The sequence below is a fragment of the Polaribacter vadi genome, from assembly GCF_001761365.1.
GTDB lineage: Bacteria > Bacteroidota > Bacteroidia > Flavobacteriales > Flavobacteriaceae > Polaribacter > Polaribacter vadi.
Window position 1 is genome coordinate 2,605,370 of record NZ_CP017477.1, and the last position, 15,740, is coordinate 2,621,109.

Genomic DNA, 15,740 nt, shown 5'->3' on the forward strand with positions numbered 1-15,740 from the left:
GTAGTTTTTAACTATAAGCTGTTTAATAATTTTTCTAATTTTTCAAAATCTTTTGGAGAATGCTGTATAATAACATCTGCATTTTTCTCTTTTGCAAAAGCTTCAAATTGCTCCATACTTTTTAAAGTTGCTTCTACATCGTAATTAAAAGAAGGCACTCTTTTATTAGTTCTGTTTTCTTCAAAGTGATATAAATCTCCAGTTAATAAAACTGGTTTTTCTAAACCTGAAACCTCAACATACAAAGCTTGATGCCCAACTGTATGACCAGGCATGTATTTTATAACCACTGTTCCATCTCCAAAAACATCATGATCTCCATTTAGTTTTTTTACTTCTTTAAGCGTTTCCAAAACAGGATTTCTTGCTACTGCAGAATCACCAACAACAGAATTATATTCGTTTTCTTGAACAATCCAAGTTGCTTCTTGCATATAATTTGCGTGTCCTGTATGATCGAAATGCGAATGAGACATTGCAAAATATTCAAAATCTTCAATTTGAAAACCTTTCGATTTTAGTTGATTTTCCAAAGAATCTGGTCTTTGAATTCTATACACTCCACTTGGCTCATCAAAAGGATCTGGCATTACCAATTGTTCTGGCAAACCTGCATCCCACATTAAATTTCCCTTTGGATGCGAAATAATATAATAAGCATCTGTAAATTGTTTTTGCTGACCTGTATACGTTGTGTCCTGAGAAAAAACTTCTAACTTTTTAACCAAAATTGAACCCCCAACTAATTGATATAGTTTTACTTCTGGTTTTTTAGTTTCTTCAGCCTTTTTCTCGGCATTTTTACAACTAACAATGCTAATTGCAAGAAACATGAATAATATTTTTTTCATAATTTTAATAATTTGTGTTTGATTACAACTTGCAAGGTTTTTTTTAACCTTGAAGGATACAAATTTTACTATCCAACAGAACCCTCTAAAGAAATTTCCAATAATTTTTGTGCTTCCACAGCAAATTCCATTGGTAATTTATTTAAAACTTCTTTACTAAATCCGTTTACAATTAAAGCGATTGCTTTTTCTGTATCAATACCTCTTTGGTTACAATAAAACAATTGCTCTTCACCAATTTTACTAGTGGTTGCTTCATGTTCTATTTGAGCCGTTTTATTTTTAACTTCGATGTAAGGGAATGTGTGTGCTCCACAAGCATTACCCATCAACAAAGAATCACATTGAGAGAAATTACGCGCATTTTCTGCTCTGCTATTTATCTGCACTAAACCTCTATATGAGTTTTGAGAATTACCAGCAGAAATACCTTTAGAAATAATGGTTGATTTGGTGTTTTTTCCCAAATGAATCATTTTTGTTCCTGTATCAGCTTGCTGAAAATTATTAGTAACTGCAATTGAGTAAAACTCACCTACAGAATTATTTCCTTTTAAAATACAAGAAGGATATTTCCAAGTTACAGCAGAACCTGTTTCTACTTGAGTCCAAGAAATTTTTGCATTGGTTTCACACAAACCTCTTTTGGTTACAAAATTGTAAACCCCACCTTTTCCTTCTTTGTTTCCTGGATACCAGTTTTGTACAGTAGAATATTTAATTTCTGCATCATCCATGGCAATTAATTCTACAACTGCTGCATGTAGTTGATTTTCATCTCTACTTGGAGCTGTACAACCTTCTAAATAAGAAACATAACTTCCTTTATCTGCAACAACTAAAGTTCTTTCAAACTGTCCTGTTCCACCTTCATTAATTCTAAAATAGGTTGATAATTCCATTGGACATTTAACTCCTTTTGGAATGTAACAGAAAGATCCGTCAGAAAAAACAGCTGAATTTAAAGCCGCATAAAAATTGTCTGTTGTTGGTACAACAGTTCCTAAATATTTTCTAACCAATTCTGGATGCTCTTGAATAGCTTCTGAAATTGGCATAAAAATAATACCCTTTTCACCTAATGTTTTTTTGAAAGTAGTTGCAACAGAAACAGAATCCATTACAATATCTACAGCAACATTCGCTAATTTTTTTTGTTCATCTAAAGAAATTCCTAAACGTTTAAAAGTGTCTAATAATTCAGGATCTACTTCATCTAAAGAATTTAATTTTGGTTTCTTTTTTGGAGCAGAATAATAGGCAATGTCTTGAAATTTTGGTTTTTCATAATGTACATTAGCCCATTCTGGTTCTTCCATTTGTTCCCAAACTCTATAAGCTTCTAAACGCCAGTTTGTCATCCATTCTGGCTCGTTTTTCTTTTTAGAAATTGCTCTCACAACATCTTCACTTAAACCTATTGGAAACGTATCACTTTCTATATCTGTATAAAAACCATACGCATATTCTTTGGTTTTTAATTCTAATTCTAAATCGTCTTCTGTGTATTTCATACTTCAGGTTCAAAATTTAATGTTTAAAATTCAAAATTTCTTACTCAAACCTTTAAAATTTTCGAGTTTTTTGAATCTTTTATTTTTTTTATAATATAAAGATGTAAATTTAATCTTTGTACTTACTTCCTTTAAAATCGCTTTTTTGTAAATAGCTAATAAAACCACCAATCATTTTACTTAAAGCAATTGCTTGATTTTTTAATTTATTAAAATCTTTTTCATTTATATAATTTCTATCAAAAACTCGGTATAATTGAGATCTTGTTTCTCCACAAGATGCTTTTGCTATTGATAGAAATTGGATAAATTCTTTATTTCCATTTCTTTCAAATCCTTCTGCAATATTATCCATAACTGAACCAGAAGAACCATCTATTTGATTGTATAATCTATAATCTTTTTTTAATTCTGTATTATTTGCAACTATGTTTATATCATTACAAAGAATTCTAGAAAGTTTCCAAATTTCTAAATCTTCAAAAATTTTAACGGTTGCCATAACTTTGAATTTTAAACTTTAAATCTTGAACCCTTCTTTATAAAGAGAAGCTTTCTCCACAACCACAAGTTCTATTTGCGTTTGGATTGTTAAAAACAAAACCTTTTCCGTTTAAACCTCCAGAATATTCTAAAGTGGTACCTACTAAATATAAAAAGCTTTTTTTGTCAACAATAAGTTTTACGTTATTTTCTTCAAAAATCTTATCGGTTTCTTGTCTTTCTTTATCAAAAGTTAAATCGTAAGATAAACCTGAACAACCACCACTTTTTACACCCACTCTAACATAATCTTTAGCTGCGTCAAAGCCATCGTCAGTCATTAATTCAATGACTTTTTTCTTTGCTGTGTCTGAAACTTTTATCATAATTTTAAATAGATTTAATCTAAATTGTCTGCAAAGATACGATATAACTTGAACAAACTTTGTTAAATTGATTACCAAGATTAATGTAACTATTGGTTTTATCGATTATTCTTGAAAGGCAGTGTTATTAACAAATTCTAAGTCGGTTAGTGATAATAAAAAAGCTTTTAAATCGGTTTTATCTTTGGTTGATAAATGTACGCCTCCTTTATCAATTTTTTTCATTAAAGGATCTATAGTCGCAGATGGTTTTAAGCCTTCTGAATAATGATTGATAACTTCTTCTAAGGTTGCAAACCGTCCATCATGCATGTAAGGAGCTGTAAATGCTAAATTTCTAAGAGAAGGCGATTTAAATTTTCCATTATCTGCAGGATCTCCAGTAATTTTGCTCAATCCTACATCTGTAAAATTGCTATCCAAACCATTGTTATGAAATTGATTATCTGTCCAAAGAGGATTGTTGTTACTTCCATGACAATGAAAGCAATCGCCTTTTGCTTCATCCATAAAAACATTAAAACCATTTTCTTCTTCAGGTGTTAAAGTTTCGTTTCCAAGTAAAAATTGATCGAATTTTGAGTTGCCAGAAATAAGTGTTCTTTCAAACTGCGTAATTGCTTTGGTAATTAAAGTGGAATCTATAGTTGCTGTGCCAAATGCTCGTAAAAATAAATTTGGATATTCTGGATGATTCTGCATTTTTTTGGCAATATTTTTCCAATTTGCATGCAATTCAATAGGATTTGAAACGGGTTCAAAAGCTTGATTTTCTAAACCAAAAGCACTTCCATCCCAATTAAAACGATCATCAAAATTCCAAGCTAAATTAAATAAGGGCATTGCGTTTCTAAAACCAAACTCTCCATCAATTCCTAAACTAAATTGTTGGTTGTCTGAAAAAGCACTTTTTGGATTGTGGCAACTTGCACAAGATTTTGTTTCATCAGCAGAAAGAATTTTATCAAAAAAAAGTTTCTTACCCAATGCCACACCTTCTTCAGTTAAAGGGTTATTTGTAGGAATTATAGGCGCAATTAATTTGTCTGCAAATATTTGTGGAATTTCTAAACGATATGGAATTGGTGTATAAATTTCTTCTTCTTTTGATGCGCAATTCATCAACAGAAAAAAGGAGAGAAGAAAAATATATGTTTTTGTCATTTTTAAGCTTTTTGAAACTTAATAAAGTTTTTTAAAAGTACATAATTTCACATCAAATTTAAGTTTTTAAATTTATAGTTGTTGTTTTTCAATTAAAAAGAAATTGTATAAAATCCATTATCAGTAGATATAAATAGAAACCTTTTTAAAAGACAAAAAATCCTCTTTTATTATTCCTACCTTTGTATTTCATTAAAAATACTACCAATGAAATATCATCAAATAGACTCCAATTTATTCATAAAAAATCGTAAAAACTTTGCAGCAGCAATGCAGCCAAAAAGTATCGCTATTTTTAATTCTAACGATATTTATCCAATATCTGCAGATAGTACAATGCCTTTTGAACAACATAGAGATATTTTTTATTTATCTGGTGTAGATCAAGAAGAAAGTATTTTGATGCTATTTCCTGATTGCCCAAATTCAGCTTTAAGAGAAGTTTTATTTTTAACGGAAACAAATGAGCATATTGCTGTTTGGGAAGGTGAAAAATTAACCAAAGAAGCTGCTTTTAAAACAAGTGGAATTAAAACTGTGTATTGGCTACAAGACTTAGAAAAAGTATTGTTCGAAATGAGCACATATGCAGATACTTTTTACATCAACACAAACGAACATTATAGAGCAAATGTAGCAACAGAAACTCGCGAAGATCGTTTTACAAAATGGTTATTGGCAAAATTTCCAGCACATTCTGTAGCAAAAAGCAATCCTATTTTACAGCGTTTACGTTCTGTAAAAGACCCAATTGAATTGGATTTAATGCAACAGGCTTGCAACATTACAGAAAAAGGTTTCAGACGAATTTTAAACTTTGTAAAACCAGATGTTTGGGAATATGAAATTGAGGCTGAATTGCTACACGAATTTGTAAGAAATAGATCTAAAGGTTTTGCATACACACCAATTATTGCAAGTGGAAATAACGCTAACGTTTTGCATTATGTAGAGAATAATCAGCAGTGTAAAAATGGCGATTTAATTTTGTTTGATATTGCTGCAGAATATGCAAATTACAAAAGTGATTTAAGCAGAACAATTCCTGTTTCTGGTCGTTATTCTGATAGACAAAAAGAAGTGTATAATGCTGTAAATCACGTAAAAAAAGAAGCAACAAAATTATTAGTTCCAGGAACTATTTGGAAAGAATATCATAAAGAAGTCGGTGATTTGATGACTTCTGAATTATTAAAATTAGGTTTGTTAGACAAAGCTGATGTGCAGAATGAAGATAAAAATTGGCCTGCTTATAAAAAATATTTTATGCACGGAACTTCGCATAATATTGGTTTAGATACACATGATTATGGTCTTTTACACGAACCAATGCAAGCAAATATGGTGTTTACTGTAGAGCCTGGTATTTATATTCCAGAGGAAGGTTTTGGAATACGTTTAGAAGATGATGTTGTAATTCAACAACAAGGAGAACCTTTTAATTTAATGGGAAATATACCAATTGAAGCTGATGAAATTGAGGATTTGATGAATTCTTAATCCTTTAAAAAAAGTATTTTAAAAGCGAGCTCTATGCTCGCTTTTTTGTTTTTATCGATTTAATCTACCAGTAATTTCGCCATTTAAAATAGTAATTACATCTTTTTCGTTGGCGTAATTTACATCACCTAAATACGTATGTTTTATAGCGCAAGCTGCAGACGCAAATTGCATGGCTTTAAAATCTTCAAACTTTTGCAAACCATGAATTAAACCAGCTGCAAAAGCATCTCCAGTTCCAATTCTATCGATTATATGTGTAATATCTAAATCTTCGGTTTCTTTAAATTCTTTACCATTCCACATTCTTGCTCTGATTTTATGCCAAGAAGAATTTATGGAAGTTCTTATTTTATCGAACACTTTTTCTATGGATGGATATTTTTCTATTAATTGTTTACTTGCTTTAATAAAATCGTCATTTGAATACGAAAAGTTCGTTTCTAAAAGTTCGTTAATTTCATTAATTCCGCCAATAAAAATAGTGGAATGATGTACCAATTCCGATAAAACATCTTTTGCGTTTTCACCATATTTCCACAATCCACTTCTGTATGTTGGGTCTGCAGAAACTTGCATTCCTTTTTTTCTAGCTAATTTTAAACCTTCTAAAAGTGTTTCTTGACTTCCTTTATTTAAAGCTGGCGTAATTCCTGTCCAATGAAACCATTTGCCATTTTCTAAAGATTTTTCCCAATTTACCATTGCTGGTTTAATTTCGGAAAAAGAAGAATGAGATCGATTATAAGAAATAGAACTTGCTCTCATAACAGCACCAACTTCTAAAAAATAAACACCCAAAGGTCTTGGAGAACGCACAATTGCAGAAGTATCTAAATCAAATTTATTTAAATAGGAAATTGCAGTATCCCCAATAAAATCATCAGAAATACAAGAAATATGCTTTACATTTCCGCCAAAATTTGCAATAGAAATTCCTACGTTTAATTCTGTGCCACCAAAATAAAATTCAACAGCATTCGATTGTACAAACTTTCTGTTTCCTTGAGGAGAAATTCTCATTAAAACTTCGCCAAATGTTATAATTTGATTCATTTATCAACGTTTAAAAAAGGTAAATATAAAAGATAAAATCTGGTAAACCAATGAAATGATTCCAATAATTTTAAGCAAGCGCAGAAATAAACTGAATTGTTTGATTGTTGAAAACTGCTGGTTGCTCGACATTTACAACATGACCACATTTATCAACCACAACTAAAGAGGAAGTTTTGTGTTTAGAAACGATATTTTTTATAGATGGCAAAAACAAATGATCTTCTGCACCCATAATATACAATGTTGGGATTTTAATATCTTTTGTTCTAAAAAAACGCAAAAGTGGATTGATTTCCGAGGTTAATTTAAACCAACGAATAAACTCTTTTTGGTATAATTTTTTAGCTTCGTTTACAAATAACAATCTAGATTTCTTATGATTTTTATTTGGCATAATAATAAATGCAAATAATTTGTAAAGGAGCATATAAGGCACCACAGATTTAAAAATATTGCCAACTTTCATTAAAACTTGAGAGCGAAAATTCATCTTAATAATGGCACCACCCATAATCATACTTTGTACTAATTCTGGTCTTTTTTCGGCTAAATTTCTTATTAAAATTGTACCTAAAGAAATACCAATAAAATGAGATTTTTCAATTTTTAAAAAATCAATAACCTCAACAATATCTGCAGTAATAGAATCGAATGTGTATTTAGAATTAAAGGTGTCTTTTAAACTAGGTTTGCTATTTCCATGACCTCGCAAATCTAAAATTAGCACGTTAAATTGCTTCTTAAAATCTCTAATTTGCTTATACCAAATAGAACTACTACCTCCTGCACCATGTACAAAAGTTACCCATTCTTCAGAAGTTTTATGCGGATAAGAGTAGTAATTTAACAAATATGGTTGTGTTTAAAATTCTAAAAATCAGATGTAAAAATACTACTTTTTAATTAGTGGGTATAATTTTGAGTAATTCTTAGCATTATTTAGAATCAGTTTATAACAAATCTTAAAAATTATGTAAAATTTTAAGGAGTATTTTGTGCTACTTTTGATACATAAAAATCATCAACCATGAAAAAATTAATCTTAACAATCGCTGTATTTAGTTTTATTTCTTTTATTTCTTGTAAAAATAAAACGCAAGGTCAAACAAAATCATCTACAGAAGAAAAAGAGCAAAATAGTGATAAAGTAGAAAGTTCTACAAAGCAAATAAAACAGGACAATCAACTTAATAATCAAACAGAAAAGGAAAATAAACAACCTGTAGAATCTGTTGAAATATCTGCTATAAAAAATGTTGCAAATACTGATAATAAACTTGAAAACTCTATAAAATTAACTGACACAAAAACGGTTCATTTTGAAGGTATAAAAGTTGGTGATACTTTTATGGATCATTCAGATAAATTTAAAAGAGAAAATCAAGAAAAAGATGAAAGTACTTTTAAAGGATATCAAATAATGGATGCAAATGCAAAAGTTATTGGTTTTGCGTTCGCAAATTCTTCTGATAAATCTAAAATTGATAAAATTGAGATTACAACACCTAATTACAAAACAAATGAGGGAATTGGAATTGGTAATAATTTTGAAGAGGTAAGAAAAGCATATCCAAATTTAAAATTAGTTGAAAATTTAAATTCAGTTATAGTTCATAATTATAAATTTATTTTTGATAATGATAATATTAATTCATCATCAAAAATTAAAAAAATTAGCATTGAAAAGTAGTTTAAAGTATTTGCTAAACACCTTTATTTAACTGTTAAAAAGTAATGTTAAAAGATTTTTCTATTTTATCTTTGTGAAAATTTTTTACGCTGAAAAAAACAGTAACCATATTATTTTTACTCGTCTTTGCTTTAAGGCCAGTATATTCTGTGGGTTATTTAGCCTATTTTCAACTAAATATAGATTATATTATTGATACCTATTGTATTAATAAAGACGAACCAGAAATGGCTTGTAATGGTAAATGTCATTTATCAAAAATGATTACACCATCAGAAACTCCTACAGAAGATACGCAAGGAGTTCTACACATTACTGAAGCTTTTTTTCCTGTTTTTCATCAATATAAAAATAACGATATAGAAAAAACTTTAGCATTTAAAATAGCTAAAGAAAATAATTGGATGCTAACTTCTTTACATCCAAGAAATATAACTTCTCGTTTAGAACAACCACCAGATTTTATTATTTAAATACTTGTAATTATTGTATAAAATTGAAAAATTCTTTCAGTTTTATAACTGTTGATGGACCTTCATTTTTAATGATGAATGGCTTTTATCAACAAAAAAACACATCTTATTATTTAAATAAGTTCACTTAAAAAGTAAGTGAACAAAATGTTTGGCAAAATGAAAATAACAAAATATATCGCTGCTTTTTTTATTGCAGCAACACTAACTGCTTGTTCTGCAGAAGAGGAAGAAATTATTTCTGGAGAAGGAAATTTATCAATTGAATTCGATAATGCTTTTGGTGATTCAGATTTGATATTGAATAGTACTTCTTACACCTCAAATTTATCAGAAAAAATAAATATTTCTTCAGTAAAATATATTGTAAGCAACTTTAAATTAGAGACTGAAGAGGGTGCCGTTTTTACCTATCCAAAAGAAGAATCTTATTTTATTGTTGATGAAAGCACTATAAGTTCTCAATTTATAAACCTTAAAAATATTCCTGCTGGAAATTATACAAAAATGACTTTTGGAATTGGTGTTGATCAAGAAAAATACCTAACTGGAGCCACTGGTCAAGGAGATTTTTTAACATTAGCACAAGATGCAGGAATGATGTGGAGCTGGCAAGCTGGCTACAAATTCGTGGTTTTTGAAGGCGATTATACTTCAGATAATACAGCAACTCCTACAGCATTCGCTTTTCATATGGGAAGTCATGGAACAGCTTTAGATAATTATAAAGAAGTTACTGTAAATTTCACGAATTCTGCACGTATTAGAACGATGCTAACACCAGAAGTTCATGTGGTTGCTAATGTTGCAAACATTTTAACAGGAACAACAAATTTTATGTTAGATGATGCTCCTCAGATTCATGTTGATGCTGTAAAATCGCCCCAAATTGCAGAGAACGTAAACGGAATGTTTAGCATAGATCACGTTCATAACTAACATTTAATTGAGCGTTGTTTAGCAATAAACAACGCTTTATTTTATAAATGATGAAAAAAATATTTTTCATTTTTTTAGGAACGCTTGCATTATTTGGTTGTTCAAATAATGATGATGAATACGTGAAAATTCCCACGAATATTAACTTTATAAACCCAAGTAATTTTCCTGATATTGCTTACGATTTATCTAAAAATCCTTTAACAGAAGAAGGTGTTGCATTAGGTAAAGAACTATTTTATGAAGGAAAATTGTCTTCTAGTAATATTGTTTCTTGTGGATTTTGTCACGAACAAAAATCGGCATTTACACATCATGGACATACAGTTAGTCATGGTGTAAATAGTGCTGTTGGTTTTAGAAACGCACAACCAATTCAAAATTTAGCCTATTTTACAGAATTTACTTGGGATGGGGCTGCAATTCATTTGGATTTGCAACCCATAATTCCTATTACTAGCGATTTTGAAATGAATGAAACCATTCCATCAGTGTTAGCAAAGTTAAATGCAGATGTAAAATATGCCAAACTTTTTGAAGAGGCTTTTGGAGATCAAGAAATAACTTCTGAGCGTATGCTAAAAGCACTTTCTCAATTTATGGTTACTATGATTTCTGCCAATTCTAACTATGATAAAGTTACTAGAAATGAAGAAAATATCACATTTACAGCATCAGAAAATGCGGGTTTAAAAACCTTTGAAAACAAATGTGCATCTTGTCATTCAGGGGCTTTATTTACAGATAAAAGCTATAGAAATAACGGAATTCCTTACAACTCAAAATTTCCTGAAGAAGAAGGTAGAAAACGTGTTTCTGGTTTTGCTGATGATTTTTACAAATTTAGAGTACCAAGTTTGCGAAATATAGAAATGTCTTTTCCTTATATGCATGATGGACGATTTAAAACTTTAGAAGCGGTTTTAGATTTTTACACAGATGGAATGACTGAAAATGGAGGAGTAGTAGATGCTTCTTTACGAAAAGCTGATGGAAGTTTAGGCATTGATTTATCAGCAGAAGAAAAAACAAATTTAATTGCCTTTTTAAAAACATTAACAGATAATACATTTTTAAATGATAAACGTTTTGCAGAATTTTAGCCTTATAAAAAGAGTTTTTTTAGTCGCATTTATAGTAGTTTCTTTAAATACCTTTTCTAAAGAGAAAGAAGATATTTGCCTAAATCATAATCACGAAACATCTTTCGAATTCTTTTTTTGTGATGTTTGTAGCAGTACAACTGGTGGAGGTAGTTTCGGTTTGGGAACTTTAAATAACGCAAGTTTTGTTGGAGTAAGATATGTGTTCTCATCTTTTGAATCTAAAGATGGTATTTTTGCAAATTCACCAACAACAAAAGAGAGTTTTAATACGTATCAACTTTGGGGAAGAGTACCAATTAATGAACGTTTTTATGTGAGTGCCATTTTACCTTATCAAGATTTAACTCGAAAATTTGAAGACAGATTAGAAACCACAAACGGTTTTGGAGATGCCACAATTATGGGTTGGTATAAATTAAAATTATTTAAAAAAGTAGATAAAACGAAAGCTGAATATGTAACTTTAAAAGAAAAGTCTAATCATACTTTAGAGTTTGGTTTGGGTTTAAAATTACCAACAGGAAAGTTTGAAGAAGTTTTAACAGACAGAGTAAATCCAGGTTTTCAAGTTGGTACAGGAAGTACCGATTTTATAGTGGGCATTTCTCATGTTTACAACATAAACAAATTCGGTTTAAATAACTCTTTAACCTATTATTTAAAGGGTGAAAATAAAAACGAATATCGTTTTGGAAATCAGTTTAGTTATGGATCAAATTTATTTTATTCTATAACAAAAGAAAATTATAATTTAATGCCTTTTATAGGGCTTTCTGGAAATATATATGAAAAGATTAAGCAATTTGGTGAAACCATCTCAGATACAGATGGTACTGTTTTTAATGGAACTTTAGGGACTGAAATTTCCACCAAGAATTTTATTATTGGAGCAAATTATACCTTGCCAATTTCACATAATTTGTTTGGTGGCGATGTGACTTCTCAGGAATCTTTTAGTTTGTATTTAAATTTTTCTTTGCATTAATAGTTTTTTTTAAAAGTGATAGTTATTAAACTGAAAAACGAACGATTAATTTTGTTCGTTTTTCTATTTTAAATCTAATCGATAACCAACACCATGAATATTCGTTAGTTTTATAGAATCATCATCTTTTAGTTTTTTACGGAGTTTAGAAATGTAGGTGTCTAAACTTCTACCCACAAAAACACCATGATCTTCCCAAACTTTTTTGGTCAATTCTTCTCTTTTGATAATTTGATTTGGATTCGCCACAAAAATTTGTAAAATCTCACATTCTTTTTTAGACAAACTTATTTCTTGCGCTTCTTTTATTAATTTATTTTGATTTGGATAAAACTGAAAACTGCCAAATTTAGTATGCTCTGCTGTGCTTTGTTCCTCAATAATTTCTTTTTTCTTTTTGGTTGATAATATTCTAAAAAGAAACACTAAAAAAATCGGAACTATTAGGTAAAATAACCAATTTATAAAAGATAATTTTGTCGCTTTTGATAAAAATTTAAAACGAATTTGATAACAATTTTCTGGCAAAAATCTTCCTGCACATGGAATAATATCTTTTTCAGTTTCGTTTTTTATTTCATAGCTGTAAGCAACTTCTTTCGTTTTACAATTTAAAACTTCCACCAAATAATTTTGGTTAAAATTACTCTTTTCAAAACTACTTTTAACAGTTGTTACCAAATTAGTAGGCTCAAAAGAGAGCGCTTTTTCAAACGACAGTTGATATTCACTTTCATCAATTTTTAAAACAGGTAAAATTAAAGAAGTCGAATCTTTTTGAGAGAGCAATAATTGATTCCCAACTTCACGTAAAGCAATTTTTACGCGTTTTTCGAAAATATCGTTTTCAGTATCAGACGAATTACATCCGAAGAAAAAAATAAAACCAATTGTTATTAATAAAATATTCTTTGTAGTCATTGTTGCAAATAACCAACAAATCCATCAAATTTTACAACTGTTTACACTTCTTTTACATTTTTTTGACACTTTTTTTTTGATATGGAAATAGATTTACATCGAATTTTAAAATAACATTTATGAAAAAATTATTTCTACTAATTACAGTATCAATTTTATGGAGTTTAACTTCCTTATCACAAGAAAAACTAAACATCAACATTCAAAAAAGCACCATAAAATGGATTGGCGAATACACGTTTTATTTTGGAGGACATAATGGTTTTATCAATTTTAAAGAAGGGTATTTCATCAAACAAAATACTGTAATTACTGGTGGTGAATTTATTATTGACATGAATTCCATAACAAATACTGATATTGAAGAACAAAAAGGAAAAGATGGTTTAGTAGATCACTTAAAAAACGAAGATTTTTTTGATGTAAAAAAGTATCCTTTGGGAAAATTAGTAATTACAAAAGTAGAATATGTTGATAAAACAAATGCAAGATTAGAAGCTAATTTAACGCTAAAAGGAATTACAAAACCGATTAACTTTCGAGCTGAATTTAATTATCAAGAAAAAGAACTACAAACTCGTTTTAAAATTGACAGAAAAAGATGGAATGTAAACTATGAAAGCAAATTTAAAGACGGTGCTATTTCTGATGCCATTGGTTTTGAAGTTTCGATAAAATTATAATGTAGATGAAAAACTTACTTTTTAGGATCATATTATTTTGTTCAGTTTTTGTTTTCGGGCAAAATACAGAAAAAGAAAACCTCATAAAATTAGACAGCACTTGGGGAAAAGAAGTGTTTCCTTTTCCTATTGGTTTTGCACAAAACATAGAGTATATGGGAGTTGCAGAAGTTCGTTTTCCTCCAAAAGGTTGGCGAACTCCAGAACACACATTTTTTTGGTCTTACACCTATGTTTGGAGCATTTATTTTGATAAAAAAATTACTGCTAAGCAATTAAAATCTGACTTGGAAAAATATTTTGATGGGTTAAACAACGTAACAGAAAATCATAATTTAGATCAAAAAGCATCAGCGATAATTACCAAAATAAAAAAGAATAAACACACTACTTTTTTTGAGGGAAAAGTTTTTACTTTCGATCATTTTGCTACCAATAAAAGGTTTGTTTTAAACGTAAAAATTGAAAGTAATTTTTGTAAAGAAGCTCAAAAAACTGTAATTCTTTTCAAATTTTCGCCAAAAAAATTTAATCACGAAGTTTGGAAAACTTTGGATGAAATTGAGTTAAATGATGATTTTTGTGAGAAATAAAATCATAACTTATTTTTTTTCAAACGAACAACATTTTAAGATAATGCAACTGAGGTTTTTTTTCTTATCGATAATATTCGGTCTTTATATCAATCCAGTTTTCAATAGAGTTTTTAGGTATTTGCTTGTTTTGGAAATAAATTCAATAAAACAAAAACCAAAAAAGAAGGAATTACCCAACCTAAGCTAAACTCTCCCAAAGGAATAAAACCTTTTAAAGTTGTTGCCATACTATTAAATCCAGGTATAAACACCAAAAAGTCTGGAATGCTAAATATAAATGTTACTAAAATAACGCCTCTAAAAATTAATTTTGATGTAAATTTTTCTGGCACAACATTCAGTAAAATTAAAACGATGGTTATTGGATACACAAACATTAAAGCAGGCACAGCAACATCAATAATAAAACCAACATTATAACTACCTACAATAATGCCAATTACAGCACAAATTGCAGCAGTAATTAAATAGGCTTGTTTTGAATTGTTAAAAATACCTTTTATATAATCTGCAGTTCCTGTTACAATACCTACAGCAGTTGTAAAACATGCTAAAGCTACTAAAACACTTAAAAAAGTTGTGCCTAAATTGCCTAATGTTTGAGTGCTTAAACCTGATAAAACTTCAATTCTTGAAGCATTTTCTACAAATGTTGATGAAAATAAGGAACCGCTTAAAATTAAACCTCCGTAAATTAACAGCAAACCAAAACCAGCAATAAAACCAGCTTTTCTAATTAAAGCTCTCCTAGCCGTAAAAGTTGTGTGGCTACTATAATCTAAAGAAATAATAATTACGGCTCCAACAACAACGCCTGCAATGGCATCAAAGGTTTGATAACCTTCTAAAATACCATCAATAAAAGGGTTTTTAAAGGTTGATGGTTGTACATTTCCTGGTGATGTAAAAAATGCAATTCCGATAATAATGAGTAAAATAACAACAATAATTGGCGTTAAAAACTTACCAATTAACCCAATAATTCTAGAACGATTTACAGCAAAAACAAACACCAAAACAAAGTAAATGATGCTTGTTATAATTGGTGGCGAATCGAAAAAAGGTTGCACTGCCATTTCATGAGTAACTGCAGCTGTTCTTGGAGATGGAATTGCAACTGCAATAATGTAAATCAAAAAACAAAAAGTAGTACTAAAAATTGGTGATACTTTTTTACCAAAATCATACAAAGTACCTTGTAATTTTGCATGTGCAAAAATTGCCAAAATAGGAATTGCAATGGCTGTAATGATAAAACCCAACACAACAATCCACCAATCTTCCCCAGATTTTAAGCCCAAAGTTGGAGGTAGAATTAAATTTCCTGCTCCAAAAAAGAGTGAAAATAGTGCAAAACCAGCAATCCAAATTTCTTTTGTTTTATTCAAAA

At 29.5% G+C, this 15,740-nt stretch carries 17 protein-coding genes; 8 read left to right on the plus strand and 9 right to left on the minus strand.

What is annotated here, in order from left to right:
- Window positions 1-11: 11 nt before the first annotated feature.
- From LPB03_RS11240 to LPB03_RS11260, 5 genes are all read right to left on the minus strand, one after another.
- On the minus strand, window positions 12-851 hold the full coding sequence (locus LPB03_RS11240; RefSeq protein WP_065319705.1) for an N-acyl homoserine lactonase family protein: 840 nt from the start codon (window positions 849-851) through the stop codon (window positions 12-14).
- A 68-nt stretch (window positions 852-919) separates the two neighbouring features.
- Window positions 920-2,365, minus strand: coding sequence for a Fe-S cluster assembly protein SufB (sufB, locus tag LPB03_RS11245; RefSeq protein ID WP_065319706.1), 1,446 nt, complete (start codon window positions 2,363-2,365; stop codon window positions 920-922).
- A 109-nt stretch (window positions 2,366-2,474) separates the two neighbouring features.
- Complete coding sequence (locus tag LPB03_RS11250; RefSeq protein WP_065319707.1) at window positions 2,475-2,867, minus strand: four helix bundle protein; 393 nt, start codon at window positions 2,865-2,867, stop codon at window positions 2,475-2,477.
- Window positions 2,868-2,904: 37 nt separating this feature from the next.
- Window positions 2,905-3,234 carry a HesB/IscA family protein gene (locus LPB03_RS11255; protein WP_065319708.1) on the minus strand — a complete coding sequence of 110 codons (330 nt, stop codon included), beginning with the start codon at window positions 3,232-3,234 and terminating at the stop codon, window positions 2,905-2,907.
- 105 nt (window positions 3,235-3,339) lie between these two features.
- The gene (locus tag LPB03_RS11260) at window positions 3,340-4,398 is read right to left on the minus strand and encodes a cytochrome-c peroxidase (RefSeq protein WP_170324220.1); all 1,059 of its coding nucleotides are present in this window, start codon (window positions 4,396-4,398) and stop codon (window positions 3,340-3,342) included.
- Between the two features lie 207 nt (window positions 4,399-4,605).
- Here LPB03_RS11260 and LPB03_RS11265 point away from each other — a divergent pair, with 207 nt between their 5' ends.
- Window positions 4,606-5,898, plus strand: coding sequence for an aminopeptidase P family protein (locus LPB03_RS11265; RefSeq protein ID WP_065319710.1), 1,293 nt, complete (start codon window positions 4,606-4,608; stop codon window positions 5,896-5,898).
- Window positions 5,899-5,949: 51 nt separating this feature from the next.
- Here LPB03_RS11265 and LPB03_RS11270 read toward each other — a convergent pair whose 3' ends face one another.
- Together LPB03_RS11270 and LPB03_RS11275 are read right to left on the minus strand one after the other, a co-directional pair.
- A complete protein-coding gene (locus tag LPB03_RS11270; RefSeq protein WP_065319711.1) occupies window positions 5,950-6,954 on the minus strand; it encodes a sugar kinase in 1,005 nt (334 codons plus the stop codon).
- A 70-nt stretch (window positions 6,955-7,024) separates the two neighbouring features.
- Window positions 7,025-7,807 (minus strand): alpha/beta fold hydrolase, encoded by a 783-nt coding sequence (locus LPB03_RS11275; RefSeq protein WP_065319712.1) that lies wholly within the window; start codon window positions 7,805-7,807, stop codon window positions 7,025-7,027.
- A 177-nt stretch (window positions 7,808-7,984) separates the two neighbouring features.
- On the opposite strand from LPB03_RS11275, the gene LPB03_RS11280 reads away from it, so the two are divergent.
- From LPB03_RS11280 to LPB03_RS11300, 5 genes are all read left to right on the plus strand, one after another.
- Window positions 7,985-8,647 carry a hypothetical protein gene (locus LPB03_RS11280; RefSeq protein ID WP_065319713.1) on the plus strand — a complete coding sequence of 221 codons (663 nt, stop codon included), beginning with the start codon at window positions 7,985-7,987 and terminating at the stop codon, window positions 8,645-8,647.
- 149 nt (window positions 8,648-8,796) lie between these two features.
- Entirely contained in the window at window positions 8,797-9,120 is a 324-nt protein-coding gene (locus tag LPB03_RS11285; protein ID WP_065319714.1) for a hypothetical protein, read from the plus strand.
- 159 nt (window positions 9,121-9,279) lie between these two features.
- Entirely contained in the window at window positions 9,280-10,059 is a 780-nt protein-coding gene (locus LPB03_RS11290) for an MbnP family protein (protein ID WP_065320122.1), read from the plus strand.
- Between the two features lie 50 nt (window positions 10,060-10,109).
- The gene (locus LPB03_RS11295) at window positions 10,110-11,162 is read left to right on the plus strand and encodes a cytochrome-c peroxidase (protein ID WP_065319715.1); all 1,053 of its coding nucleotides are present in this window, start codon (window positions 10,110-10,112) and stop codon (window positions 11,160-11,162) included.
- On the plus strand, window positions 11,137-12,150 hold the full coding sequence (locus LPB03_RS11300) for a transporter family protein (protein ID WP_065319716.1): 1,014 nt from the start codon (window positions 11,137-11,139) through the stop codon (window positions 12,148-12,150). Before LPB03_RS11295 ends, LPB03_RS11300 begins: the two co-directional genes overlap by 26 nt.
- 63 nt (window positions 12,151-12,213) lie before the next feature.
- Here the strand turns inward: LPB03_RS11300 and LPB03_RS11305 are convergent, their stop codons facing one another.
- Complete coding sequence (locus LPB03_RS11305; protein ID WP_065319717.1) at window positions 12,214-13,071, minus strand: winged helix-turn-helix domain-containing protein; 858 nt, start codon at window positions 13,069-13,071, stop codon at window positions 12,214-12,216.
- Between the two features lie 119 nt (window positions 13,072-13,190).
- Here LPB03_RS11305 and LPB03_RS11310 point away from each other — a divergent pair, with 119 nt between their 5' ends.
- Window positions 13,191-13,754 (plus strand): YceI family protein, encoded by a 564-nt coding sequence (locus LPB03_RS11310; RefSeq protein WP_065319718.1) that lies wholly within the window; start codon window positions 13,191-13,193, stop codon window positions 13,752-13,754.
- Window positions 13,755-13,759: 5 nt separating this feature from the next.
- Window positions 13,760-14,347, plus strand: a complete 588-nt coding sequence (locus LPB03_RS11315) for a hypothetical protein (RefSeq protein WP_065319719.1) — start codon at window positions 13,760-13,762, stop codon at window positions 14,345-14,347.
- 113 nt (window positions 14,348-14,460) lie between these two features.
- Here the strand turns inward: LPB03_RS11315 and brnQ are convergent, their stop codons facing one another.
- Window positions 14,461-15,738, minus strand: a complete 1,278-nt coding sequence (brnQ, locus tag LPB03_RS11320) for a branched-chain amino acid transport system II carrier protein (protein ID WP_065319720.1) — start codon at window positions 15,736-15,738, stop codon at window positions 14,461-14,463.
- Window positions 15,739-15,740: the final 2 nt, after the last annotated feature.